This is a genomic window from Rhodococcus sp. NPDC127527, from assembly GCF_042672245.1.
GTDB lineage: Bacteria > Actinomycetota > Actinomycetes > Mycobacteriales > Mycobacteriaceae > Rhodococcus_G.
Genome location: NZ_JBHXVP010000004.1, coordinates 29729 through 54836 on the forward strand (window position 1 = coordinate 29729; position 25108 = coordinate 54836).

General features: G+C 67.6%; 19 protein-coding genes. 2 read left to right on the plus strand and 17 right to left on the minus strand.

The genetic code is table 11. The features are described 5' to 3' along the window. Window positions 1-6: 6 nt before the first annotated feature. The 3 genes from ACFVH2_RS08705 to ACFVH2_RS08715 all read right to left on the minus strand — a co-directional run bounded on the left by ACFVH2_RS08705 (window position 7) and on the right by ACFVH2_RS08715 (window position 2500). Window positions 7-333, minus strand: coding sequence for a hypothetical protein (locus tag ACFVH2_RS08705; RefSeq protein WP_378421565.1), 327 nt, complete (start codon window positions 331-333; stop codon window positions 7-9). A gap of 206 nt (window positions 334-539) precedes the next feature. Continuing rightward, window positions 540-2087 (minus strand): DHA2 family efflux MFS transporter permease subunit, encoded by a 1548-nt coding sequence (locus ACFVH2_RS08710; RefSeq protein ID WP_378421566.1) that lies wholly within the window; start codon window positions 2085-2087, stop codon window positions 540-542. Next, window positions 2084-2500, minus strand: a complete 417-nt coding sequence (locus ACFVH2_RS08715; protein WP_378422171.1) for a MarR family winged helix-turn-helix transcriptional regulator — start codon at window positions 2498-2500, stop codon at window positions 2084-2086. Before ACFVH2_RS08715 ends, ACFVH2_RS08710 begins: the two co-directional genes overlap by 4 nt. Window positions 2501-2716: 216 nt before the next feature. On the opposite strand from ACFVH2_RS08715, the gene ACFVH2_RS08720 reads away from it, so the two are divergent. Then, complete coding sequence (locus tag ACFVH2_RS08720) at window positions 2717-3205, plus strand: SixA phosphatase family protein (RefSeq protein ID WP_378421569.1); 489 nt, start codon at window positions 2717-2719, stop codon at window positions 3203-3205. Between the two features lie 31 nt (window positions 3206-3236). Here the strand turns inward: ACFVH2_RS08720 and ACFVH2_RS08725 are convergent, their stop codons facing one another. Next, on the minus strand, window positions 3237-4202 hold the full coding sequence (locus ACFVH2_RS08725) for an NADPH:quinone oxidoreductase family protein (RefSeq protein WP_378421571.1): 966 nt from the start codon (window positions 4200-4202) through the stop codon (window positions 3237-3239). A 125-nt stretch (window positions 4203-4327) separates the two neighbouring features. Here ACFVH2_RS08725 and ACFVH2_RS08730 point away from each other — a divergent pair, with 125 nt between their 5' ends. Further along, on the plus strand, window positions 4328-5086 hold the full coding sequence (locus tag ACFVH2_RS08730) for an acyl-[acyl-carrier-protein] thioesterase (protein WP_378421572.1): 759 nt from the start codon (window positions 4328-4330) through the stop codon (window positions 5084-5086). Window positions 5087-5104: 18 nt separating this feature from the next. Here the strand turns inward: ACFVH2_RS08730 and ACFVH2_RS08735 are convergent, their stop codons facing one another. The 13 genes from ACFVH2_RS08735 to ACFVH2_RS08795 all read right to left on the minus strand — a co-directional run bounded on the left by ACFVH2_RS08735 (window position 5105) and on the right by ACFVH2_RS08795 (window position 25104). Beyond that, entirely contained in the window at window positions 5105-6781 is a 1677-nt protein-coding gene (locus tag ACFVH2_RS08735) for a 4Fe-4S binding protein (protein ID WP_378421574.1), read from the minus strand. 205 nt (window positions 6782-6986) lie between these two features. After that, the gene (locus tag ACFVH2_RS08740) at window positions 6987-7190 is read right to left on the minus strand and encodes a hypothetical protein (protein WP_378421576.1); all 204 of its coding nucleotides are present in this window, start codon (window positions 7188-7190) and stop codon (window positions 6987-6989) included. 106 nt (window positions 7191-7296) lie between these two features. Beyond that, complete coding sequence (locus ACFVH2_RS08745; RefSeq protein WP_378421578.1) at window positions 7297-11259, minus strand: DNA-directed RNA polymerase subunit beta'; 3963 nt, start codon at window positions 11257-11259, stop codon at window positions 7297-7299. A gap of 121 nt (window positions 11260-11380) precedes the next feature. Continuing rightward, the gene (gene rpoB, locus ACFVH2_RS08750; protein ID WP_378421579.1) at window positions 11381-14887 is read right to left on the minus strand and encodes a DNA-directed RNA polymerase subunit beta; all 3507 of its coding nucleotides are present in this window, start codon (window positions 14885-14887) and stop codon (window positions 11381-11383) included. Between the two features lie 474 nt (window positions 14888-15361). Continuing rightward, window positions 15362-16201, minus strand: coding sequence for a hypothetical protein (locus ACFVH2_RS08755; RefSeq protein ID WP_378421581.1), 840 nt, complete (start codon window positions 16199-16201; stop codon window positions 15362-15364). A gap of 48 nt (window positions 16202-16249) precedes the next feature. Further along, complete coding sequence (locus tag ACFVH2_RS08760; protein WP_378421583.1) at window positions 16250-16861, minus strand: hypothetical protein; 612 nt, start codon at window positions 16859-16861, stop codon at window positions 16250-16252. 80 nt (window positions 16862-16941) lie between these two features. Next, a complete protein-coding gene (locus tag ACFVH2_RS08765; protein WP_378421585.1) occupies window positions 16942-18189 on the minus strand; it encodes an MCE family protein in 1248 nt (415 codons plus the stop codon). Then, on the minus strand, window positions 18186-19463 hold the full coding sequence (locus tag ACFVH2_RS08770) for an MCE family protein (RefSeq protein WP_378421587.1): 1278 nt from the start codon (window positions 19461-19463) through the stop codon (window positions 18186-18188). The genes ACFVH2_RS08765 and ACFVH2_RS08770 overlap by 4 nt, the downstream gene beginning before the upstream one ends. Before the next feature lie 65 nt (window positions 19464-19528). Then, the gene (locus ACFVH2_RS08775; protein WP_378421589.1) at window positions 19529-20815 is read right to left on the minus strand and encodes an MCE family protein; all 1287 of its coding nucleotides are present in this window, start codon (window positions 20813-20815) and stop codon (window positions 19529-19531) included. Next, complete coding sequence (locus ACFVH2_RS08780) at window positions 20815-21810, minus strand: MCE family protein (protein ID WP_378421590.1); 996 nt, start codon at window positions 21808-21810, stop codon at window positions 20815-20817. The genes ACFVH2_RS08775 and ACFVH2_RS08780 overlap by 1 nt, the downstream gene beginning before the upstream one ends. Next, window positions 21807-22886: an MCE family protein gene (locus ACFVH2_RS08785; RefSeq protein WP_378421592.1), complete on the minus strand. Its 1080-nt coding sequence runs from the start codon at window positions 22884-22886 to the stop codon at window positions 21807-21809. Before ACFVH2_RS08785 ends, ACFVH2_RS08780 begins: the two co-directional genes overlap by 4 nt. Further along, window positions 22883-24247 carry an MCE family protein gene (locus tag ACFVH2_RS08790; protein ID WP_378421594.1) on the minus strand — a complete coding sequence of 455 codons (1365 nt, stop codon included), beginning with the start codon at window positions 24245-24247 and terminating at the stop codon, window positions 22883-22885. The genes ACFVH2_RS08785 and ACFVH2_RS08790 overlap by 4 nt, the downstream gene beginning before the upstream one ends. Continuing rightward, window positions 24244-25104: an MlaE family ABC transporter permease gene (locus tag ACFVH2_RS08795; RefSeq protein ID WP_378421596.1), complete on the minus strand. Its 861-nt coding sequence runs from the start codon at window positions 25102-25104 to the stop codon at window positions 24244-24246. Before ACFVH2_RS08795 ends, ACFVH2_RS08790 begins: the two co-directional genes overlap by 4 nt. Between the last annotated feature and the right edge of the window lie 4 nt (window positions 25105-25108).

Here is a 25108-nt window from a genome sequence, read left to right on the forward strand (position 1 = left end):
GGACCCTCAGGCGGCGCGACGGTTCGAACGCCGGTGGTGCCTGCCGCCGGACAGGCCCCAGCTCTCGTCCGGCGCCTCCGACGCCGGACTACGACGCTCGATGGTGAAGTCGGTGATCGGGAGCCGCTCGAGCAGCCCGGACTCGGCACACGCGTCACCGGGCACGCCCTGCTCGAGCAAGGAGTATGCGGTGTGATTGACCGACTGGACGGCGAGTCGCAGCGCGTCCATCGCGGTCGGCTGCGGGCCGAACCGGGCCAGGGTGTGCCCGCCCTGGACGGTGGTTCCGACCACCGCGTAGAAGTGCCAGTCACGTTCGGGTTCGGTCGCCACGATGCGCCTTCTTCCCTGTCCGGTCTCAATGGTTAGACGGTATCTCGGGGGTCCGACACCGTTGCGGAGCCACGCCCGGCGAACCGGGACCGGTCGCGGTTCCCTACCCTGCACATCCCGATTCGGCCGGAACCGTTACAGCCGGAACGGCGACGGCCCGCCTCCCGATGGGAGACGGGCCGTCGCCGTCGTGATCGCCGCAGCGGTCAGTGCATCATCGCCGCAGTGGGCGCCCCGTCCTCCGCCGGCGCCGCCGGCTTGGTGCGGGGCAGGAAGAACGCCGGGATCAGCGTCAGCAGGATCAGCACCAGAGCCACCAGGAAGGTGTTGCCGAATGCGTCGGCGGCCGCGCTCAGGCCCTGCTCCGCCGCGCCGGGCGGCAACTGTGCCGCGATCTGCGGGTCGTGCTGGGCCGCGGTCGCCGGACCCGCCAGCGGACGGTCCATCATCTGGTTGGTCAGCACCACCGACATGGTCGCGGTGCCGATCGACCCGGCCACCTGGTTGACGATGTTCATCAGGGTCGATCCCCGGGCCACCGTCTCGTGGGTGAGCGTCTGCATCGCGGCCGTCATGATCGGCATCATCGTGCAGCCCATGCCGAGTCCCATCACGAACAGCGCGCCGAGCAGCAGCGGGTACGGGGTGTCCGCACCGACCTGGGTGAACACCGCCATGCCGATCGCGATCAGGCTGATACCGCCGAGCACGATCTTGCCGGGGCCGATCTTGTCGACGAGGGTGCCCGCCAGCGGCATCGTCAGCATCGCGCCGATTCCCTGCGGTGCGAGCAGTAGCCCGGCCGCCAGGGTGGTCTCCCCGCGTACCTGCAGGAAGTAGCTCGGGAACAGCAGTCCGGCGCCCATGAACGCGATGACGAACATCGTCGAGGTGACGACGGAGATCGTCAGGTTGCGGTGCCGGAACAGGTGCAGGTCGATCAGCGGGTGGTCGGCCTTGCGGAGGGCGTGGAAGATGAAGCCGATCACCAGCGCCAGACCGATCCCCGCCGAGACCAGCACCCGGGCCGAGGCCACCGTCCCGGTCTCGGGGATCGACGACACACCGAACAGGAACAGTGCCAGGCCAGGCGAGAGCAACAGCATGCCGACGAAGTCGAAGGACTCGGACGGACTGGGGTCGTCCTTGGGCAGCAGCACGAATGCCGCGGTCAACGCGATGATGCCGACCGGCAGGTTGATCAGGAAGATCCAGTGCCAGCTCACGGCCTCGATCAGCCATCCGCCGAGGATCGGGCCACAGATCGGACCGAGCATCATCGGGATGCCGAGCACGGCCATCACCCGACCGACCCGGTGCGGGCCTGCCGCCCGCGTCATGATTGTCATGCCCAGCGGCATCAGCATGCCGCCGCCCAGGCCCTGCAGCACCCGGAACCCGATCAGCGACTCGATGTTCCAGGCCATCGAGCAGAGCACCGACGCCCCCACGAACAGCACCAGCGCGGTGATGTAGAGCCGCTTGGTGCCGAACCGGTCCGACGCCCACCCGGTCACCGGAATGACCGTCGCCAGCGCGAGGGTGTAGGCCGTCATGGTCCACGCGACGGTCGCATAGGACAGCGGGACTCCGTCGTGACCGAAGACCGATTGGAACGTCGGCAACGCCACGCTCACGACGGTCACGTCGAGAATCGACATGATGGCGCCGAGCACCACCACGCTGGCAATTTTCAGAACTGCGCCGTCGATCTTGTCCGAGGCAGCTGGTACTCCCGGTGTCGGCGTCGTCATGGATTCTCCTGACAGTGAGCTCGGAGGGCGTCGCCCGCGAGAATGGGTTTCAGTGAATCGAAAAGCTGGGTGCGTTCCGACTCCGGCAGCCTGGCCGCGAAGGCCCGCAGTTCGCCGCGTTTGGTCTCGATGTGCCCGGACACGAGGCTACGTCCGGACTCCGACAGGGAAATTCTCTTGATGCGCCGATCGTTCGGGTCCTCACGACGAACCACCAGGTCCTGGTGCACCATCTGGTCGACGTTCCGGCCGGTGGCGGCGACCGACAGGCGCAGCCGTCGGGCCACGTCGTGGATCGGCACCGGGTCACCGAACTCCGCGAGCACGAACAGGGTTCGTGCCTGCGAGAACGACAGATCCATCTCGATCAGCTTGTCCATGGACCCCGACTCCCCCATCCCCAACAGACGCATCAGGAACTCGTAGAGAGCGCCGTCGAGCTCCTCCGGGGATACAACCACTGCGCAATAGTATCGACGGCGCAACTATTGCTCAATCGAGATTAATGTGAACACCGTCTCATCGCCCGCCCGACAATCCGACCACGGGGTCGGTCACCGAGGCAAACGGATTTCGGGCCGTCACAGATTGCCCGGCGCCTCCGCGGTCGTGCTCGCTACTGTCTGGGCATGGCTCCACGGACCCTGATCCTGATGCGGCACGGCAAGTCCGCCTATCCGCCCGGTGTCGCCGACCACGACCGGCCCCTCGCGGACCGCGGCAAACGGGAGGCCGGACTCGCGGGCGACTGGATTCGTCGCACCCAGCCCCACGTCGACGCCGCGCTGTGCTCGACCGCCACGCGCACCCGACTCACACTCGACGCCACCGGCATCGAGGCGCCGGCCCGATTCGCGGAGTCGCTGTACGGGACCAACGCGGCAGGGGTGCTGCGCGAGATCGCGCGGACCGACGACGAGGTGCACACCCTGCTGGTCGTCGGCCACGAACCCGGAGTCCCCGACGCCGCGGTCGCGCTCGACCCGAACGGCGCGCTCGCCGATCGCATCGCCGACCGCTTCCCCACCTCGGCGATAGCCACCCTCGCGGTGACGGGGAGCTGGTCCCGGATCCTGTCCACCCACGCCACCCTCACCGGCTTCCACGTGCCGCGCTGACTGGGCCAGTCGATTCCACGCCGACCGCGCGTCAGTCGCGGATCAGCACGGCCTTGCCCAGGACCAGGCCCGACTCCAGGTCCTCGAGCGCGCGTGGAGCGTCGGTCAGTGGGTAGCGTGCCGTGACCAACGGTCGCAGACCGGCGGCAACCAGGTCGGCGAGGGCCTGGTGTGTCTGCGCCATCGCGTCGGGATGCGAACGAAGGAATTCCCCCCAGGCCGCGCCGACGACACTGATGTTCCGGAAGAGCACCCGGTTCACCCGCACCGACGGAATCGTTCCGCCCGCGAATCCGATCACCACCAGCCGCCCCTCGGGCGCGAGGACCCGCATCGCACCGTCGAAGGCGTCCCCGCCGACCGGGTCCACCACAACCTGAGCTCCGACGTCGCCGGTTAGCTCACCGACCCGTGCGGTCCAGTTCTCGTCCAGCGCCACGACCTCGTCTGCACCCAGTTCCCGCAGGAAGTCGACCGCACCCGACCGACGCACCACCGCGATCACCCGGGCGCCGTGCGCCGAGGCCAGCTGGATCGCGGCCGTACCGACCCCGCCCGCGGCGCCGAGCACGACCACGGTCTCCCCCGGGACCAGTCCGGCGCGACGAGCGAGCGCGAACTCCATGGTCTGGTAGTTGACGATCAGCGAGGCCGCCTGCTCGAAGTCGAGCTGCACGGGAATCCGCATCACCCGCTGGGCGGGTATCGCGACCCGCTCCGCGTAGCCGCCGAGATCGGACATCGCGAGCACCCGGTCACCCGCGGCCAGGCCGCTGCCCTCCGGAGCGGAGACCACCACCCCCGCGACCTCTGCGCCCGGCACGAACGGCGGCTCCGGTCGCAGCTGGTACTTGCCGTAACTGATCAGCAGGTCCGGGAAGCACACACCCGCGACCTTCACCTCGACGAGAACGTTGCCGTCGCAGTCGGGTTCGGGCACCTCCCGCACCACCATCCCGGCCGGGCCGGTCAACTCCGACACCACCACTGCCAGCACGAGACACCTCCGTCGGCCGTCGCGCACACGCCGTGACTCCGACGCTAGTCGCCGCGGTTCCATTTCGGCGATAGTGTGCGGATCGCCGCCGCGATCGGCCGCCCACCTGCCGAGAGGACCCCGTCGTGGACTTCGATCAGCCACTCGCCGCGCCCCCGAGCGACGGGTTCGGGTTCTCCGTCTCGCGGCCCGTCCGCACCGGAGACGTCGACCCCGAGAACCGGCTGCGACTCGACGGCATCGCCCGGTACCTGCAGGACATCGCGTCCGACAACCTCGACGCCGCGGAACTTGCCGACAGCGACCCGGTGTGGATAGTGCGTCGCTCGGTGATCGACGTGGTCCGGCCGGCGCTCTGGCCGGACCGGGTTCATCTGCATCGGTGGTGCTCGGCGCTGTCGAGCCGATGGTCGTCGATGCGGGTCCGAGTCACCAGCGACAAGGGTGCGCTGATCGAGACCGAGGGATTCTGGATCAACATCAACCCCGACACCGGCATGCCGACGCGGATCAGCGACGCGGCGATGGAACTCCTGGCCCGCAGCACCGACGAACACCGCCTCAAGTGGCGGTCCTGGTTGGGCGATCCGGCACCCGAATCGGACGGCACGGACACCGTGTTCCCGCTGCGATCGACCGACATCGACCCGTTGCAGCACGTCAACAACGCCGCCTACCTGCACGGCGTCGAGGAGCACCTGGCCCGTCGCGGCGACCTCCTCGAGCGACCGCATCGGGTGGTCATCGAGTACCGCGCACCGATCCGGGCCGGCGAGCGGTTGACCATCCGGCGCCGCGACGACGAACAGTCGATGACGCTGTGGTTCCTGGTCGACGACGCCGTCCGAGCCGTCGCGCGGGTCTCGGGCATCAACCAGCGCTGACGCCCGAGACCCGCGCGGTCAGCTCTTCGAGCGACCCAGCGCGACCATCTCGTCGATGTCGAGCATCTTGACCCGGGCCCGGCCGGCGGCCTTGCCCAGCTCGCGTTCGCGTGCGTCGATCAGCTTCCAGCCGGCCCAGTCGAGCTCCTCGGGCGCGCGCTCGGCGAGCAGCGAGGCGAGCGCCTCGCCGTCGCCCTTCGGCGGGTTCAACCGGTCCGCGGCGAGGTCCTCGAGGATGAGCGCGATGGTGTCGTGCGCGCACTGGCGGTTCGTACCGATCACGCCGGAGGGTCCGCGCTTGATCCAGCCCGCGGTGTAGGTGCCCGGGACCGGGACCTCGGTGCCGACCTCGGTGACGCGGCCGCCGACGTTGGAGATTGTGCCGCGCTGCTCGTCGAAGGGCAGGTCCGCAACCGGCACGCCCCGGTACCCGACCGAGCGCAGTACCAGCCCGGTGTCGAGCAGTTCGGTCTGCTCGGTGCTGCGGGCACGCAGCGTTCCGTCCTCGCCCGCGACCATCTCGTTGCGCGCGACCACCAGACCGGTGACGTGGTCGGTGCCCTGCACCTCCACCGGGGAGACCAGGAACCGCAACACGATCCGCTTGCGGTGGCCGGCCAGCGGACGGGCCGCGTACTCGCGCAGGATGTCGAGCTTGAGCCGCTTGGCGGGGCTGGCCGCGACCTCCGCTGCGCTGACCTCGTCGAGCTCGAGCTCGGCGGGATCGACGACCACATCGACGTCCGGCAGGTGACCGAGCGCGAGCAGTTCGGGGTTGGTGAATGCGGCCTGGGCAGGACCGCGGCGACCGAGCAGGACGACCTCCTCGATCGCGCTCGACCGCAATGCCTCGACCGCGTGCTCGGCCATGTCCGTCTTCGCCAGAACCTCCGGGTCGACGACCAGCAGTCGCGCGACGTCGAGCGCCACGTTGCCGTTGCCGACGATCACGGCCCGCGAGCCGGTCAGGTCGAAGGCGTGGTCCGCATAGTCGGGATGGCCGTTGTACCAGGCCACGAACTCGGTTGCGGCCAGGCTGCCGGGGAGTTCCTCGCCGGGGATGCCGAGGTGCCGGTCGCTCGGCGCGCCGACCGCGTAGATGACCGCGTGGTGGTGGGCGAGCAGATCGTCGTGGGTGATGTGCTTGCCGACCTCGACGTTGAGATGCAGCCGGAACCCGGGACGGCGGGCGACCTCCGCGAAGAGCTCGGTCACGGCCTTGGTCTCCGGGTGGTCGGGGGCGACGCCCGCGCGCACCAGCCCCCACGGGGTGGGCAGCCGGTCGAACATGTCGACCTCGATGCCGGACCGCTTGAACGCCATCAGTTCCCGAGCCGCGTAGAACCCGGACGGTCCGGATCCGACGATCGCGACGCGGAACGGATCCTGGTCGGTCTTCGGGAACTTCAGCGACGGTGCGGGCTCGTAGTCCTCGAGGTCGGCGCCCTCGAAGTAGTCGGCGTTGATCTTCGAGTAGCGGGCCATCGACTCGGGCAGGTCGTCGTCACGGAAGATGGCGTCCACCGGACACGCGTCGACACAGAGACCGCAGTCGATGCAGGTCTCCGGGTCGATGTAGAGCATCTCGGTCGACTTGAACGCCCGCTCGTCCGGCGTCGGATGGATGCAGTCCACCGGGCAGACCTCGGTGCAACTAGCATCGTTGCAGCAAGGCTGAGTGATCACGAACGCCACTGTCGATCTCCTCCAAACTAGAACCTGTTCTCGCAAACGATACCTGGCAGTTGCGAGGAAAGTCACAGCACGTCGGGAGAATCCGTCCACCGCGGCGCGAATCACGAGATCGATCGAATGTGACGACGGTCACCGCCGATCGAGGCTGGCGACATCCCCCGCCGGCGGCCCGCGGCGTGTGCGATGGTCGCCGCGGTCCGAGCACCTAACTCAGCAGCTTGCGCGCGCCGACGATGACCACTGCCAGCACAATAGCGCTGAGGAGCGCCGCACCGAACCCCATCGCCCACCACATGACACCGAACAGGATCACCACCGGCGCCGCGACGATGGCCGTGATGGCCGGGCTCTCGCGCACCGTCTCGAGGGCGGCCTGCGTCTTGACCTTGTCGATTCCCTTGCCTGCCATGTCGACCTCCGTGCTCGAGAAACCGATGTCCGGTTTGCCCCCACAGTAGACGCGAAACGGCCCCCGCACCCATTGCTGGGGCGAGGGCCGTTTCGTGAACTACGCGCTAGCGGTAGTCGGTACTGAACCCGTAGTCGTCCAGCGGAACCGCAGCACCGGTGCCCTGGCCGAAGCCTTCCGGGCTGTAGTACTGGTCGTCGTAGGACGGCACGGCGTACGCCGCGGCGCGCGCCTCCTCGGTCGGCTGGACCTGGATGTTCCGGTACCGGTTGATGCCGGTGCCGGCCGGGATCAGCTTGCCGATGATCACGTTCTCCTTGAGACCGATCAGCTTGTCCGAGCGGCAGTTGATCGCCGCATCGGTCAGCACGCGAGTGGTCTCCTGGAAGGACGCCGCCGACAGCCACGAGTCGGTCGCCAGCGAGGCCTTGGTGATACCCATGAGCACCGGACGACCGGCGGCGGGCTCACCACCCTCGGCGACGACGCGACGGTTGGACGCCTCGAACTCGGCCCGCTCGGTGAGCGAACCGGGCAGGAACTCGGTGGCACCGGAGTCGATGATCGTCACGCGACGCAGCATCTGGCGCACGATCACCTCGATGTGCTTGTCGTGGATCGACACACCCTGGCTCCGGTACACCTCCTGGACCTCGTTGACCAGGTGGATCTGCACCTGGCGCGGACCCATCACGCGCAGCACCTCGTGCGGATCGGCAGCACCCTCCATGAGCTGCTGGCCGACCTCGACGTGGTCGCCGTCCGACAGCAGTCGCTCGGAGCCGTCGTCGTGCTTGAACACGCGCAGACGCTGACGCTTCGACAGCTTGTCGTACACGACCTCTTCGCCGCCGTCGTCCGGGACGATGGTGATCTTGTAGAAGCGGTCGCCGTCCTCGAGCTGCACGCGGCCGGTGACGTCGGCGATCGGGGCCTTGCCCTTCGGGACGCGGGCCTCGAACAGCTCCTGGACACGCGGCAGACCACCGGTGATGTCGGCGGCACCCGCCGCACCACCCTGGTGGAAGGTACGCATGGTCAGCTGCGTGCCGGGCTCACCGATCGACTGCGCGGCGACGATACCGACCGCCTCGCCGATGTCGACGAGCTTGCCCGTCGCCATCGAGCGGCCGTAGCACGTGGCGCAGACGCCGGTGCCGGTGGTGCAGGTGAGCACGGAGCGCACCTTCACCTCGGTGATGCCCGCCGCGAGCAGCGCGTCGATCGCCGGGTCGCCCAGGTCGTGGCCGCGCTCGACGATCACGTTGCCGTTCTCGTCCACCGCGTCCGCCGCCAGGGTGCGGGCGTACGTGCTGGTCTCCACGTGTGCATCGCGGATGACCGAGCCGTCCGGCTGCTTCTCCGAGATCGTGGTGACGATGCCGCGCTCGGTGCCACAGTCCGTCTCGCGGACGATGACGTCCTGCGAGACGTCGACCAGACGACGGGTCAGGTAGCCCGAGTCGGCGGTACGCAGGGCGGTGTCGGCCAGACCCTTACGGGCACCGTGCGTGTTGATGAAGTACTCGAGAACGGTCAGGCCTTCCTTGAAGGAAGACTTGATCGGCCGCGGGATGAACTCACCCTTCGGGTTCGTCACCAGGCCCTTCATACCGGCGAGCGACCGAACCTGCGTCATGTTGCCGGCGGCGCCGGACTTCACGATCATCGGGATCGGGTTGTCGTCGGGGAAGTGCGCCTCCATGGCCTTGCCGACCTCGTCGGTGGCCTCGGACCAGATCTTCACCAGGGCGCTGTTGCGCTCGGCATGGTTGAGGGCACCGCGCTGGTACTTCTTCTCGATCTGGTCGGCCTGCGCCTCGAAGGACTCCACGATCTGGGTCTTCTCCGGCGGCACCAGGACGTCCGAGATCGACACGGTGACACCCGAGCGGGTGGCCCAGTAGAAGCCGGCGTCCTTGAGCTTGTCGACGGTCTGCGCGACCACGATCATCGGGTAGCGCTCGGCGAGGTCGTTGATGATCGTCGCCTGACGCTTCTTCGGCATCTGCTCGTTCACGAACGGGTAGTCCGCGGGGAGCAGCTCGTTGAACAGCACGCGACCGAGGGTGGTCTCGGCGATCCAGCTGTCGCCGTAGTTCCAGCCCGCGTCGCCGAAGAGCTCGTCCTCGATCTCACGCGACGGACGCTGCGTGGTCAGGCGGACCTTGATCTTCGCCTGCACCGCGAGCGCGCCACGGTCGACGGCCATGATGGCCTCGGCCGGCGAGGAGTACACACCGGTCTCGGCGTGATCCTTCGACGCGGCGACGAGCTCACCCTCGGCGCCCTCGTCCAGTCGGGTCAGGTGGTACAGACCGGTCACCATGTCCAGACGCGGCATGGCGAGCGGACGACCCGACGCGGGCGAGAGGATGTTGTTCGAGGACAGCATCAGGATGCGGGCCTCGGCCTGCGCCTCCGCCGACAGCGGCAGGTGCACGGCCATCTGGTCACCGTCGAAGTCGGCGTTGAAGGCCTCACACACGAGCGGGTGCAGCTGGATGGCCTTGCCCTCGACGAGCTGCGGCTCGAACGCCTGGATGCCGAGGCGGTGCAGCGTGGGGGCACGGTTGAGCAGCACGGGGTGCTCGGCGATGACCTCTTCGAGGACGTCCCACACCTGGGCGCGCTGCCGCTCGACCATCCGCTTGGCGGACTTGATGTTCTGCGCGTGGTTCAGGTCGACCAGGCGCTTCATCACGAACGGCTTGAACAGCTCGAGCGCCATCAGCTTCGGCAGACCGCACTGGTGCAGCTTGAGCTGCGGACCGACGACGATGACCGAACGGCCCGAGTAGTCGACGCGCTTGCCGAGCAGGTTCTGGCGGAAACGACCCTGCTTGCCCTTGAGCAGGTCGCTCAGGGACTTGAGCGGGCGGTTGCCCGGACCGGTGACCGGCCGGCCACGACGACCGTTGTCGAACAGCGCGTCCACGGACTCCTGCAGCATCCGCTTCTCGTTGTTGACGATGATCTCGGGCGCGCCGAGGTCGATCAGTCGCTTGAGGCGGTTGTTGCGGTTGATCACGCGGCGGTACAGGTCGTTCAGGTCGGAGGTGGCGAACCGGCCACCGTCGAGCTGAACCATCGGCCGCAGCTCCGGCGGGATCACCGGGACGGCGTTGAGGACCATGCCCATCGGCGAGTTGCCGGTGGACTGGAAGGCAGCGACGACCTTGAGCCGCTTGAGCGCGCGCAGCTTCTTCTGGCCCTTGCCGCTGCGGATGGTCTCCCGAAGGATCTCCGCCTCGGCGTCGATGTCGAAGACCTCCATCAGCTTCTGGATGGACTCCGCGCCCATCGCGCCGGTGAAGTACTCGCCGTAGCGGTCGACGAGCTCGCGGTACAGGCCCTCGTCCACGATGAGCTGCTTGACGGCCAGCTTGGTGAACGTGGTCCAGATCTCGTCGAGCCGGTCCAGCTCACGCTGCGCCCGGTCACGGAGCTGGCGCATCTCGCGCTCGCCGCCGTCCTTGACCTTGCGGCGGACGTCGGACTTGGCGCCCTCGGCCTCGAGCTCGGCGATGTCGGCCTCGAGCTTCTGGGCGCGGGCCTCGAGGTCGGCGTCGCGCTGGTCGGCGACCGACTTCTTCTCGACCTCCATCTCGGCCTCGAGCGTGGAGAGCTCGTTGTGACGGAGCTCCTCGTCGACGCCGACGATGACGTAGGCAGCGAAGTAGATGATCTTCTCGAGATCCTTCGGCGCCAGGTCCAGCAGGTAGCCGAGCCGGCTCGGCACGCCCTTGAAGTACCAGATGTGGGTGACGGGAGCGGCGAGCTCGATGTGGCCCATGCGCTCGCGACGCACCTTCGCGCGGGTCACCTCGACGCCGCAGCGCTCACAGATGATGCCCTTGAAGCGGACGCGCTTGTACTTACCGCAGTAGCACTCCCAGTCCCGGGTGGGGCCGAAGATCTTCTCGCAGAAGAGGCCGTCCTTCTCGGGCTTGAGCGTGCGGTAGTTGATGGTCTCCGGCTTCTTGACCTCGCCGTAGGACCACTGACGGATGTCCTCAGCGGTGGCCAGGCCGATGCGGAGTTCATCGAAGAAGTTGACGTCGAGCACGTAACTTCCTTTCCCCAGAGGGATTATGGTGAGCGCTCTCGCGAGCGCCTACCTGTCTGCCAAATTCAAATGTGGTCTATGCCCCCGGGCCGAGGAAACCCCCGACCCGGGGACCGAACAGCTAGTTTGCGAGGTCGTCCACGGTGGCCGCTTCGTTCCTGGACAGGTTGATGCCCAGGTTCGCCGCCGCCCGCTCGAGATCCTCGTCGTCGCCGTCGCGCATCTCGATGGCCGCGCCGTCCGAGGACAGCACCTCCACGTTGAGGCAGAGCGACTGGAGCTCCTTGAGGAGCACCTTGAACGACTCGGGGATGCCGGGCTCGGGGATGTTCTCGCCCTTGACGATCGCCTCGTACACCTTCACGCGGCCGACCACGTCGTCCGACTTGATGGTGAGCAGCTCCTGCAGCGTGTACGCCGCACCGTAGGCCTGCATCGCCCAGCACTCCATCTCACCGAAGCGCTGGCCACCGAACTGGGCCTTACCGCCGAGCGGCTGCTGGGTGATCATCGAGTACGGACCGGTCGAACGCGCGTGGATCTTGTCGTCGACCAGGTGGTGCAGCTTGATGATGTACATGTAGCCGACCGACACCGGGTACGGGAACGGCTCACCGGAACGACCGTCGAACAGGGTGGCCTTGCCGTCCGCGCCGACCATCCGGTCGCCGTCACGGTTCGGCAGGGTCGACCCGAGCAGACCCGTGAGCTCGTCCTCCTTGGCGCCGTCGAACACCGGGGTGGCGATGTTCGAGTCGACGGGTGCGGAGAGCATCTCCTCGGGCAGGTTCTCCGCCCAGTCGGGACGGGTGCCGTCGGCCGCGATCTGCACGTTCCAGCCGGCCTTGCCGATCCACCCGAGGTGGGTTTCGAGCACCTGACCGATGTTCATACGACGCGGGACGCCGTGCGTGTTCAGGATGATGTCGACCGGGGTGCCGTCGGGCAGGAACGGCATGTCCTCCTGCGGGAGGATCTTGCCGATGACGCCCTTGTTGCCGTGGCGGCCGGCGAGCTTGTCGCCGTCCTGGATCTTGCGCTTCTGGGCCACGTACACGCGGACCAGCTCGTTGACGCCGGGGGGCAGGTCGTCGTCGTCCTCGCGCGAGAACACGCGAATACCGATGACCTTGCCGTTCTCGCCGTGCGGCACCTTCAGCGAGGTGTCGCGCACCTCGCGGGCCTTCTCGCCGAAGATGGCGCGCAGCAGGCGCTCCTCGGGGGTCAGCTCGGTCTCGCCCTTCGGGGTGACCTTGCCGACCAGCACGTCGCCGTCACGAACCTCGGCGCCGATCCGGATGATGCCGCGCTCGTCCAGGTCCGCGAGGACCTCGTCGGAGACGTTCGGGATGTCCCGGGTGATCTCCTCGGCACCGAGCTTGGTGTCGCGAGCATCGATCTCGTGCTCCTCGATGTGGATCGAGGTGAGGACGTCCTCCTCCACGAGGCGCTGCGACAGGATGATCGCGTCCTCGTAGTTGTGGCCCTCCCACGGCATGATCGCCACGAGCAGGTTCTTGCCGAGGGCCATCTCGCCTTCCTCGGTGCAAGGACCGTCGGCGAGGACCTGACCGGCCTCGACGCGCTGACCCTCGTCCACGATCGGACGCTGGTTGGCGCAGGTGCCCTGGTTCGAGCGAGCGAACTTGCGCATCCGGTAGGTCTTGCGGCTGCCGTCGTCCGCCATCACGGTGACGTAGTCGGCCGAGACCTCCTCGACGACACCGGTCTTCTCGGTGACGACGACGTCGCCTGCGTCGACCGCGGCCCGCAGCTCCATGCCGGTGCCGACGAGCGGCGCCTCGGAACGGACCAGCGGCACGGCCTGACGCTGCATGTTCGCGCCCATCAGTGCGCGGTTGGCGTCGTCGTGCTCGAGGAACGGAATCATCGCGGTCGCGACGGAGACCATCTGTCGCGGCGAGACGTCCATGTAGTCGACCGCGGTGGAGGCGACGTACTCGACCTCGCCACCCTTGACGCGGACCAGGACCCGGTCGTCGGTGAAGTGTCCGGCCGAGTCGACGGGCGAGTTGGCCTGCGCCACGACGTGGCGGTCCTCCTCGTCCGCGGTGAGGTAGTCCACCTGGTCGGTGACCTGGCCGTCGACGACCTTGCGGTACGGGGTCTCGATGAAGCCGAACGGGTTGACCCGCGCGTACACCGAGAGCGAACCGATCAGGCCGATGTTCGGACCCTCAGGGGTCTCGATCGGGCACATGCGGCCGTAGTGCGACGGGTGCACGTCTCGCACCTCGAGGCCGGCGCGCTCACGGGACAGACCACCGGGGCCGAGCGCCGACAGGCGACGCTTGTGGGTCAGGCCCGACAGCGGGTTGTTCTGGTCCATGAACTGCGAGAGCTGGGAGGTTCCGAAGAACTCCTTGATCGCGGCCACGACGGGACGGATGTTGATCAGGGTCTGCGGCGTGATCGCCTCGACGTCCTGAGTGGTCATCCGCTCGCGCACCACGCGCTCCATGCGGGAAAGGCCAACGCGGATCTGGTTCTGGATGAGCTCGCCCACGGTGCGCAGACGACGGTTGCCGAAGTGGTCGATGTCGTCGACCTCGACCGGCACCTCGACGCCGCCGGGGGCGGTCATCGTGGTGTCGCCGGCGTGCAGGCGCACCAGGTACTCGATCGTCGCGACGATGTCTTCCTCGGTGAGGGTCGACGCCGTGATCGGCAGGCCGGTGTTCAGGCCCAGCTTCTTGTTGATCTTGTAGCGACCCACGCGAGCGAGGTCGTAGCGCTTCTCCTTGAAGAACAGGTTCTCCAGCAGGGTCTGCGCGGACTCCTTGGTCGGCGGCTCGCCCGGACGCAGCTTGCGGTAGATGTCGAGCAGGGCCTCGTCGGTACCCGCCGTGTTGTCCTTCTCCAGCGTGGCCATGAGGATCTCCGAGAAGCCGAAGCGCTCGGTGATCTGCTCGGTGGTCCAGCCGAGGGCCTTGAGCAGGACGGTGACCGGCTGACGACGCTTGCGGTCGATGCGGACGCCGACGGTGTCGCGCTTGTCCACGTCGAACTCGAGCCACGCGCCGCGACCCGGGATCACCTTGACGCTGTGCAGGTCCTTCTCGGTGCCCTTGTCGACCGTGTGGTCGAAGTAGACGCCGGGCGAACGCACGAGCTGCGAGACGACGACGCGCTCGGTGCCGTTGATGATGAAGGTGCCCTTGTCGGTCATCATCGGGAAGTCACCCATGAAGACCGTCTGGCTCTTGATCTCACCGGTGTTGTTGTTGATGAACTCGGCCGTGACGAACAGCGGGGCCGCGTACGTCATGTCCTTGTCTTTGCACTCGTCGGTCGAGGCCTTGACCTCGTCGAAGCGCGGGTCCGAGAACGACAGGGACATCGATCCCGAGAAGTCCTCGATCGGGGACAGCTCGGTGAGGATGTCCTCCAGACCGCCGGTGGCACCCTCGTCGCCGCGGGCCTTGGCCCGCTCACGAGATGCCGGCGAGCCGATCAACCATTCGAAGGAATCGGTCTGTAGATCAAGTAGCCCGGGGACTTCGAGAGGCTCGCGAATTTTCGCGAACGAGACCCTCTTCGGGGCTCCGGGGATTCCGGCAACTGCCTTGGTCTGGCTAGAGACTGCCAAGATGCGTCCTTCCAGCACCTCACGCGGGCCGCTCGTGCTGTTGCGACCGCCGCTGTATCTGCTTCTTCTGTGGGGCGAATTCGCTGGTCACAACCCGAACGAAACTCGTCAACAGACGTAGGAAGCGATCGCTTCACACGCGGTGAGGTTGAGAGGTGGACAGGAGGCAGCCAGCGCAACGTCCAAAGGTACCGGAATCCGGCGCAGAATACAACCGGGCGTGCCAGCAAGCTGACAACCGCGACCGATGGTCCACGGAATCATGCCCGAGAAGCATGTCGAGCCAGGTGCAGTTCGACCTGGCATGGGCGAGGTTCGTGTTTCCGTGCCGTCACTCGCGCCCAGTGCCTCCATTTGCGCCGGCGCGAACCCGCACAGACCCGCGATCACTCGCATGTCTCGCCAATAGAGTGACGCCTCACGCCCTCCGCGTCAAGACCCGGTGCGGCGATTCGCCCGACGGATCGCCGGCACGAGCACTCCACTCGGTCGTCAGCGGTCCCGGATGCCGGACAGCAACCAGGTGTCGCCGACCTTCGTCATGGTCACCGACAGCGGCCCCTCGGCGCTCCCCTGCGCCTGTCCGTCGTTGCTCGCGCTGACGTTCATGCTGGCCACCAGTTCGGCCTTGTCCTCGGAGAGCAGCTTGGCTCCGATGTCGGTGACCTGCGCGGCCGTCGCGGTCTTCGTCTGCACGACCGCGTCCCGGGTCACCTTGGCGGTCTTGTCGAACTCCGCACGCATGTCGTCCGTGAGCACCGCGCGCGCGTTGTCGAAGTCCTGGTCGACCGTGTCGAACTTGTAGGTGTACAGCGTCTCGACGGCGTGTTTGGCATCCGCGGTCACCTTCGACGTCTCCGAGGTGTCCACCCACGCACGGTTGGACACGTGCGCGCCGGGCTCGAAAGCGGCCAGGACGGCGAATGCGGCCAGCACCACCGCGACCGCACCGACCACGACGACCGGCTTCCATGCGGCGCGGTCGGCCGCCGTGATGCCGGTCGCCTCCACACCCGAGGCGACGGCTGCGCCGCCTTCGCCGCGCGGACGCAGCGAACTGGTGCGATTGATGCTCTTGCGCGGAGCCTCGGGCTCCACGGCCTCGGTCTCCGCGACAGCCACCTCGACGGCCGCGGCCGTGGGGTCCGAATCCACCACGACGGAAGCGACGCCTGCGGGCGTGATCTCGGCAGGCTCGACGAGCGGAGCCTCCTTCGCCTCGCCCGCAGGCGCGACGGGCCCCCTGCGGCCCGCCACGGACCCGGTCCCGGCGATCTTGGGTCGGCGCCCCTTGGGCTGCGGCGTGTTGCTCGTGCGACGAGTTGGGGGCACTGTTCGATACTCCTTGATTTCCTCGGCGGGGCGTAGGGCTGCGAGCCGCTACTGGCCGCCCGAGTTCGCAGCGGGCGCGGGCGCGGGCGTCTCGGCTCCCGGCGCAGGCGCGGGCGCAGGCGCGGGGGTGCCCGGGTCCATGGCCAGCGGCGCGCCGACGTTCTCGACCTTCGACGCCTTCCAGGTGCCGTCGACATCGGTCAGACCGATGCGCATGGTCACCTTCACCTTCTTGACCGGCTTGTCCGGCCACGTGGTGGTCGTGGAGAGCACCACGAGCGAGGTCGCCGTGCCCTCGTCGCGGCTGAAGTCGGTGAGCGCGGCGTCGATGATCTGGGCCTCGCTCTTGGCACCGGTCTGCTTGACCTGTTCGGCCATCTGGCCCTTGGTGTCGTTGAGCGACTTCAGCATGTCGTCGCCCGTGATCGACGACTCCATGTCGGCGAAGGTCTTGTCGAGGTTCGCCGAGTCGACCGTGTTGAGGTTGATCGCGGCCTGCCTCGCACCGGTCAGCGCGTCGTCACGGGCGGCGGCCGCCGGCTTGTCACTGAAGAGGGCGTGCCCCCATCCGTAGCCGAACCACACGGCGAATCCGAGTGCGACGACAGCGAGCGCGCTCACCGCCGCCAGAGCGGCCTTCTGCAGTTTCGTGCTACCCATCACGTCTACACCCTACTAGCTAGTAACTTCTGGTCCGTCGAGCCGACTCGAGCGGAGCCTCGGGAAATGACTTCCCCCACCTACTTCGGGGTCACCCCGAGCAGGGTCGCGAGCTGGGTCGCGATCGGATTGAGGTTCAACGTCTCCGGGGCCTTCTTCGGCTTGTTGTCCCACGGCTGCGGCGTCTGCGGATCCGCGTACACAACCCGATTCGCACTGCGCACACCCGTGACGCTGCCCAGCGGCGTGGTGCAGTTCGCCTTCGTGTTGAGCGGGAACTCGTCGCGGGTGGGATCGAAGTTCGGGTTCTCCTTCTTCATCTGGTCGAGGATCTGGTACGTCCCCTCGTAACCCTGGGTGCAGGGCGGCGGGTTGTTCGTCTCGAGGAGCAGACCCTGGTGCAGCGTTCCGTCACCGGGAGCGGCGGTACTCGCACCCGCGGCCAGACCCGGCAGGAACATCAGGAGGGCGTTCAGCGCGATACTGCGCGGGCCGAGCGTCTGCGTGAGCAACGACAGGTTCGTCAGGTCCGTGGTCAATGCGGGACCGGCGGTGCTGATCAGCGAACCGACCTGGTCGCTCGCGGCCGTCCCGGTCGCGATCAGCCGGCGGATGTCGGGGTCGTTGGCCTTGAGCTGCGCCGAGATCAGGTTCAGATCGGAGCTGAACTGCCTGATCGACGACGACTGCTCGGACTGCGTGTCGAGCACGGTCCGGCTGTCGTGGATCAGCTTCAGCGTCTGCGGCAGGTTCTCGATGCCGGTCTGGGTGAACGAGTTCACCGAGTCGACCAGCTTCTGGAGGTCGTCGCCCTTGCCGTCGAACGCCTTGCCGAGCTCGGTGACCGTGGTGTTGAGCGCATCGAGCGGCACCGACCGCACCAGCGAGTTGGTGCTCGCGAGCACCTGCTCCACCGGCACCGGAATGACCGTGTTCGGCCGCGTGATCAGCGAACCGTCCGCGAGGAACGGGCCCTCGTCGCTGGTCGGCTGCAGATCCACGTACTGCTCACCGATCGCGGACCTGTTGGCGACGACGGCCTTGGCCGAGGCGGGGACCTGCGGAGCACCGTTCTTGAGCTTCAGGTCCACCTGCACGCCGTCGCTGGTCAGGTGCAGGTCACCGACCGTGCCGACCGGAACGCCGCGGTAGGTGACCTCGGCGTTGGTGAAGATGCCACCGGAGTCGGCGAAGTCGGCCTTGACCGTGTACTGGCCGAAACCGAGCAGGTTGTCCAGTCGGACGTACTTCGCGCCGACGTACAGCAGCCCGACGATCGCGACCAGCACGAACGCGACCAGCTGTATGCGAACCAACCGTGACCTCATCGGCCACCCACCCCCAGCTTGTCGAGGAGCCCGCTCAGCGGGTTCTGCGGAGCCTCGTCCTTCTTGCCCTTGACCGGCTCGGTGCCGGGCGCCACCGGCGCGCCCGGCGGCGGCGCGGGCGCAGGCACGATCGGGGGCAGCGGCAGCAGCGAGACCGTCGGCCATCCCGGTCGCGGACCGTTCCCGTTGTAGTACGGGTTGGACGGGTCGATCTTCGGCACGTAGCCGCCGTAGCCCGGCGGCGTCGGGACGTACTGCGGGTCCGGCTGTCCGACGCCGAGGGCGTCGAGCTGCTGGCCGATCCGCATGTCCAGCGACAGGAAGAGGTTCATCGAGTTGCCGTGGATGACCTTCTCCGCTCCGTCCGGGAACGGGAAGGTCGGGATCAGCGGCAGCACGGTGACCAGGTCGTTGCCCGAGTCCGCCAGCGCCTGCAGGGTCGGCCGCAGCGCCCGCAGGTCCGTGATCAGGCTGTCCTTCGACTTGGTGAGCACGTCCGTGCCGACCTGACCGAGCCGATCGAGCTGGCCGAGCATCTGCACGAACTGCGGGCGCTGCTCGTTGAGCACCTGCACCGCGGGCGGGATCTCGGCCAGAATCTTGTCGATCTGCCCGGTCTGCTCGACCACCCGGCCGCTGAGCGCGTCGAGGCCGTCCAGCGCACGGGTGATGTCGTCGCGCTGCTGATTGAGCCCGTCGACGAGCGTGTTGGCCTGGTCGAGCAGCGCGCGCACCTTCTGCTCGCGACCGTCGAAGACCTGGGTCAGCTCGTGGATGATCGGCTGCAACTGGGCGACGCCGCCACCGTTGAGCAGCAGCGAGAGCGCGCCGAGCACCTGCTCGATGTCGGTGGCGTGCCGGGTCCGGTCCACCGGAATCGTCGCGCCGTCCGACAGTCGCGCCACCGTCGGGTTGGCCGCAGGCGCCTTGAGCTCGATGAACTTCTCGCCGAGCAGGCTGGTCTGCTGCACGCTCGCGAGGGCGTTCGCGGGCAGGTTGACGGAGCTGTCCACCACGACGTCCACGTTCGCGGTCCAGCCGTCGGTGGGCACACCGATGTTCTCCACGCGGCCGACGGGCACCCCGTCGACCTTGACGGTGGATTGCGGCACCAGGTCCAGCACGTCGTCGAACTGCACCGTCAGATGCATCGGGTTGTCACCGATCGCTGCCCCGCCCGGCAGCGGGATGCTGTAGATGCCCTGGGAACCGCAGCCGGTGGCGACCAGTGTGATCACGCAGACACCGGCGCCGATGGCCATCGAGCGCTTCACTGTCCACTCCCGTCTCACTACCCGCCCCCGTTTCACTGCCCACACGGAGTCATTCCCACCCCGTTTCACTGCCCACCCCGGGGGATGTTCTGTTCGCTGAGACCCGGCGCCTGCGAGTTGCCGAGCCGTGGCGACACAGCGCCGGGAACGGTGCCCGGCTGCGACGGACGCTGCAGGTTGTCACCGCTGAGGATGCCGAACGGCAGGTTCAGGGTCGGCGTCTTCACGCCGGCGGTGACCTGATCCATGATCGCCTTGCAGTTGTCGAGCACCGGCCGCATCTGCCGTCCGAGCGCGTCGAACTTCGGGTCGCCCGGCATCAGCTTGCCCAGATCCATCAGCTTGCACAGGGTGCCGAACGGATCCTGGGTCTCGGGCAGGTTCACCCGCGAGGCCAGGGTGCCGGACTCGGCGTCGTAGGAGTTGACGACGTTGCTGATCGCCACCGGCAGGGTGGTCAACGAGTCGACCAGGTCCTGGCGGTTGTCGGCGAGGGTCTGCGTGACCTGCACGAGGCCCTCGGCGTTGCTGGCCACCAGGTCCTTGTTGTCACGGACGAAGTTGGCCACGTCGCCGAGCGCGAACGACAGCTGGTTCAGGGCGGCGCCGAGATTCTGGCGCTCGCCGGAGAGGAACCCACTCAAGTCCGCGAGCTGGCTGTTGAACTGGCGCACCTGGACGTCGTTCGCGGCGAGCGCGCTGACGAAGGTCTGCAGGTTCTTGACCGTGTCGAAGAGGTCCCCGCGGTAGTAGTTGAGGGTGGCCGCGGCCTTGGACAGCTCGGTGATCGTGGTCCCGAGCGCCTCGCCGTTGCCGTCGAGGTTCTTCGACGCCGTGTCGACGAGATCGGACAGCGCACCGTCCTTGTTCGCGCCGTTGGGGCCCAGAGCCTCGGAGAGTCCCTCGATGCTCGAGTACAGCTGGTCCACCTCGACCGGAGTCGCGGTGCGCTCACGAGGGATGGTCGCGCCGGAGGCCATCACGTCGCCGCCACTGTAGGCCGGGGCGAGCTGGATGTACCGGTCCGAGACCACCGAGGGCGTGATCTGCGCGGCCTTGGCGTCGGCCGGGATGTCCACACCGCGGTCGACGCGCATCTGCACCTTGACCTGGTCTCCCTGCGGCTCGACATCGGTGACCGAGCCGACCTTCACGCCGAGCACCCGCACGTCCGAGCCCGAGTAGATACCGACCGACTTGTCGAAGTACGCGGTGATCTTGGTGGTGCCGGCACGGGCGAACAGCCACCAGCCGCCGAAGGCCAGGAGCAGCGCAGCCACCAGCACCAACGCCGTGGCGATGATCTGGCCGCGGGTGAACCGCGTCTTCTTACCCGAGCTCACGCCGGTCATCAGCTACCCCCCAGCGTGCGCACCGGATCGCGGTATCCCGGGATGAGCGGGAGCGCGGGCGGCGTCAGGTTGACGACGACCTGGTCGAACCAGCGGCCGTTGCCGACGATGTTCGCGTACAGACGGGTGAACGGTGCGTACAACTTGATCGCCTTGTCCAGGTTCGCGTTGTTGTCCTGCAGGATCTGCACCACGCCGCGAAGCTGCTCCAGCGCGGGACCGATCTGCGCCTCGTTGTCCTTGACCAGCCCGGTCAGCTGCTGCGACAGCCGCTGAGTTCCGGCGAGCAGCTTCGAGATCGACTGCTGGCGGTCGTTGAGCTCGCCGAGCAACAGCCCGGCGCTGCCGATCAGCTGGGTGAACTCGGCGTTGCGGTCGGCGAGCACCTTGGAGGTCTTCGACGTCGCCGCGAACAGCTTGTCGAGCTCCACGTCTCGGCTCTCGATGGTCTTCGACAGCCGCGAGACACCGTCGAGCGAGGCCCGCACGTCCGCGGGGGTACCCGAGAAGGCCTCCGAGAGCGTCTCCATGCTCTTCGCCAGCTCCGGGGTGTCGATCTCGCTCAGTGTGGTCGCCGCGGTCGAGAACGCGTCGATCACGTCGTACGGCGAGGTGGTGCGGTCCAGCGGAATCGGGTCACTGGCGCGCAGCGAGGACGAACCGCGCGGGTCCAGGGACAGGTACTTCTGCCCGAGGATCGTCTTGATCTGGATCGACGCCGTGGTCTGATCGCCGACCCAGGCGTCCTTCACCTTGAAGGCGACCTCGACCCTGTCCCCCTCGAGCGAGACGTTCGTGACCTTGCCGACCTTCACGCCCGCGATGCGGACCTCGTTGTTCGGCTTGAGGCCCGCCGCCTCGCTGAACTCGGCTCGGTAGGTGGCACCGGCCCCGATCAGCGGCAGGTCCTCCAGGAAGAAGGCCGACATGGTGGCGAGCAGCACCACGACGATGCCGAGCGCGCCGATCGTTGCGGGGCTGCGTCGTTGCGTCACTGGCCTGCTCCGTTCGCCGAGCACCGCGGTGCGGAGTTGGTGTAGAGCGGCTGGTTCACGGTCGGCAGCCCGGTCGGCAGGTTCAGGTGCTTCGACTCGCCGGGGCCTGCCACGACGTCGATGCCGCACAGGTAGAACTGGAACCACGAGCCGTAGCTGGCGATCCGGCTCAGCTTGTCGAGCTTGACCGGCAGGGTCTCGAGAATCTTGTTCACCTGGTCGCTCTGCGCGTTCAGCGTGCCCGCGAGGGTGTTGAGCGCGGACACCGAACCCTGGATGGACGGCCGCGTCGGCTCGAGCAGCCCAGCGGTGGTGTCGGCGAGATCGGCGAGCGAGGTCACCGCGCTGCCCAGCACGCCGCGGTCGTTGGCGAGGCCGGTGACCAACTGCTGGGTGTTGACGATCAGCGAGCTCAGCTGGTCGTCGTGCTTGTTCACGGTGGTGAGGATGCCGTTGAGGTTGTTGATCACGTCGCCGATGACCTTGTCCTTGTCGGCGATGGTGTTGGTCAGCGACGCGGTGTTGCGCACCAGCTCCGCGATGGAACCGCCCTCGCCCTGGAAAACCTGGATGATCTGGAAGGACAGCTTGTTCACGTCGTCGGCGCTCAGCGTCTGGAACAGCGGCCGGAAGCCGTTGAACAGGGTGGTCAGATTGACCGCCGGCTTGGTGTGGTCGAGCGGGATCGTCTCGCCCTCGGTCATCTTCATGCCCTGCTGGCCCTGGCCCTGCTCCAGCGCGATGTAGCGCTGACCGACCAGGTTCCGGTACCGAATCGTCGCGGTGGAGCTCGCGGGCAGCCAGGTCCGGTCGGTGAGCGAGAACTGCACCTCCGCCTCGCGGTCGTTGACGATCGCGATCTTGTCGACCTGGCCGACCCGAACGCCCGCGATGCGAACCTCGTCGCCCTTGTTGAGCGAGGCGACGTCGGAGAACACCGCGTTGAACTTGGTGCCCCCGCCGCCACTGGTGTTCGCGATGGTGAACGCGAGCATGGCGGTGGCCACGATGGTGACGACGGCGAAGATGATGAGCTTGGTCAACGGTGCGGCGAGGCCGCGAAGCTGCTGCTTCACTTGACGCTCACCTCCGCCCCCCGCAGTGCCGGTGCGCCCAACAGTGTCGTCCAGCCTGGAACGTTCTCCGGCAACGTGCCGGTCCCTGCCCCGTAGATCACGGCCAGTGTGTCCTGTTCGAGTGTCGAGCCGGTGTAGCTGGCAGGGGTGTTCTGTGCGCCCGCAGCGGTCGGGACCGGCGAGTACTGCGGACGCTCCGGCGCGGGCACGTAGGCGGGACCCGGGTTGCGGGTCGGCACCTGGAGCGAACCGTCGTTGTAGGAGCCGCCGGGGTACTGGCCGAACTTCTCCCCCGGCGCCGCCGGGGTGTAGCACTTGGCCCCGCGGGTGTCGAAGAGCCGCGGCTCGTCCTGGTTCGGCAGGTAGCGGCCCTTCGGGTTGACGAACACCGTCGCCGCCCGCGCGCCCGGATGGTCCTTGAGGCTGCCGTCCGCGTTGAGGCCGAGAATGTCGCTGGCGCTCTTGACGATCGGGACGAACTGGGCGAACGTGCACCCGAACGTCGGCGATGCGTTGGCGAGCACCTCGAGCGTCTCGGTGGAGTCGTTCGCGATGGTGATCAGCGAGTTCTTGTTCACCTCGAGGAAGTCGGCCGTGGTGCCGGCGGTGCCGGTGGCCGTCGAGATCAGGGTGCGGATCTGGTTCTGCTGCTCGACCACCGTCGCGCCGGTGGTGCGCAGGTTGTCCAGCGCGTTCACCAGCTCCGGTGCGGCGTCGGCGTAGGTCTGCGAGAAGTCCGCAAGCCCCTTCAGGCCCTGGCGCAGGTTCGGCATCTCGGTGTTCACGCCGGCGAAGATGGTCTCGAGCCGTTCCAGGCTCACGCCGATCTCGTCGCCGCGCCCGGTCAGCGCCTGGTTCAGCGCGCCGAGGGTGTTCGCGAGGTCCTGCGGCGGGACCGCCTGCAGCAGCGGGAGCAGTCCGTCGAGCAGTTCGCCGACCTCGATGGCGTTGCCGCTCGCGTCCTGGTACAGCGTGTCGCCGTTGGTGATCGGCGTCGTGGTGTCGCCCGGCGGCACGATCAGCGACACGTAGCGCTCACCGAACAGCGTCTTCGGAAGCAGCCGCGCGGTGGCGTTGGCCGGGATCAGCTCGGCCTTGTCCGGGTCGATGGCCAGCACCGAGGTGACCTTGCCGTTCGACGTGGATGCGGACCGGACCTCACCGACGATCAGGCCGCGGACCTTGACATCCGCGTGGTCGGGCAGCGAGTTGCCGACCGTGTCGGTGACGAGGTTGACGTTGACGACCTTCTTGAAGGACTTGTTGTACATGCCGATCGTGAACGCGACGAACAGTGCGAGCACGAGAAAGAAGACCAGGCCGAGCACCCGCCGGCGCACGACCGAAGCTGTGTCGCTCATCCAGCAACCCTCACTGTGGTCGTGGTTCCCCAGATCGCGAGGCTGAGGAAGAAGTCGAGCACGGCGATGGTGACGATCGCCGTGCGGACCGCCCGGCCCACGGCCACGCCGACGCCGGCGGGGCCACCGTGGGCGTTGTAGCCGTAATAGCAGTGGATCATGATCAGCACGAAGGCGAAGACCAGCACCTTGCCGAACGACCACAACACGTCGGCCGGCGGCAGGAACAGGTTGAAGTAGTGGTCGTAGGAGCCGCTCGACTGTCCGTTGAACAGCGTGCTGATGATCCGCGACGCGAAGTACGAGGCCAGCAGGCCCACGATGTAGAGCGGGATGACCGCGATGAACCCGGCGATCATGCGCGTGGTGACCAGGAAGGGCACGCTGGGCACCGCCATCACCTCGAGCGCGTCGATCTCTTCCGAGATCCGCATGGCACCGAGCTGGGCGGTGAAACCACAGCCGACCGTCGCCGACAGGGCCAGACCCGCGACGATGGGCGCGATCTCGCGGGTGTTGACGTACGCGGAGAGGAAGCCGGTGAGGACCGAGCTGCCGAGCTGGTCGAGCGCCGCGTAGCCCTGCAGTCCGACGACGACACCGGTGAAGCCCGACATCATCACGATGACGCCGATGGTGCCGCCGATCACGGCGAGCGCGCCGCTACCGAAGGTGACCTCGGCGAGCAGCCTGAGCACCTCGCGGCCGTAGTGCGTGACGGTCCGCGGGATCCACGCGATCGCCCGGGCGTAGAACGACATCTGGTCGCCCGCCCGGTCGAGCACGTTCAGCGGCGCGCGACCCACCTTGCGCGCCCGCATCAGGGCGCGGTCACCGTGCCCCTTCGAGATGGTCATTCGG

Coding starts and splice junctions, on each gene's coding strand:
- ACFVH2_RS08710 (WP_378421566.1), bottom strand. CDS start 2,087: ATGACGACGCCGACACCGGGAGTACCAGCTGCCTCGGACAAGATCGAC.
- ACFVH2_RS08715 (WP_378422171.1), bottom strand. CDS start 2,500: ATGCGTCTGTTGGGGATGGGGGAGTCGGGGTCCATGGACAAGCTGATC.
- ACFVH2_RS08720 (WP_378421569.1), top strand. CDS start 2,717: ATGGCTCCACGGACCCTGATCCTGATGCGGCACGGCAAGTCCGCCTAT.
- ACFVH2_RS08740 (WP_378421576.1), bottom strand. CDS start 7,190: ATGGCAGGCAAGGGAATCGACAAGGTCAAGACGCAGGCCGCCCTCGAG.
- ACFVH2_RS08760 (WP_378421583.1), bottom strand. CDS start 16,861: ATGGGTAGCACGAAACTGCAGAAGGCCGCTCTGGCGGCGGTGAGCGCG.
- ACFVH2_RS08765 (WP_378421585.1), bottom strand. CDS start 18,189: ATGAGGTCACGGTTGGTTCGCATACAGCTGGTCGCGTTCGTGCTGGTC.
- ACFVH2_RS08775 (WP_378421589.1), bottom strand. CDS start 20,815: ATGACCGGCGTGAGCTCGGGTAAGAAGACGCGGTTCACCCGCGGCCAG.
- ACFVH2_RS08790 (WP_378421594.1), bottom strand. CDS start 24,247: ATGAGCGACACAGCTTCGGTCGTGCGCCGGCGGGTGCTCGGCCTGGTC.
- ACFVH2_RS08795 (WP_378421596.1), bottom strand. CDS start 25,104: ATGACCATCTCGAAGGGGCACGGTGACCGCGCCCTGATGCGGGCGCGC.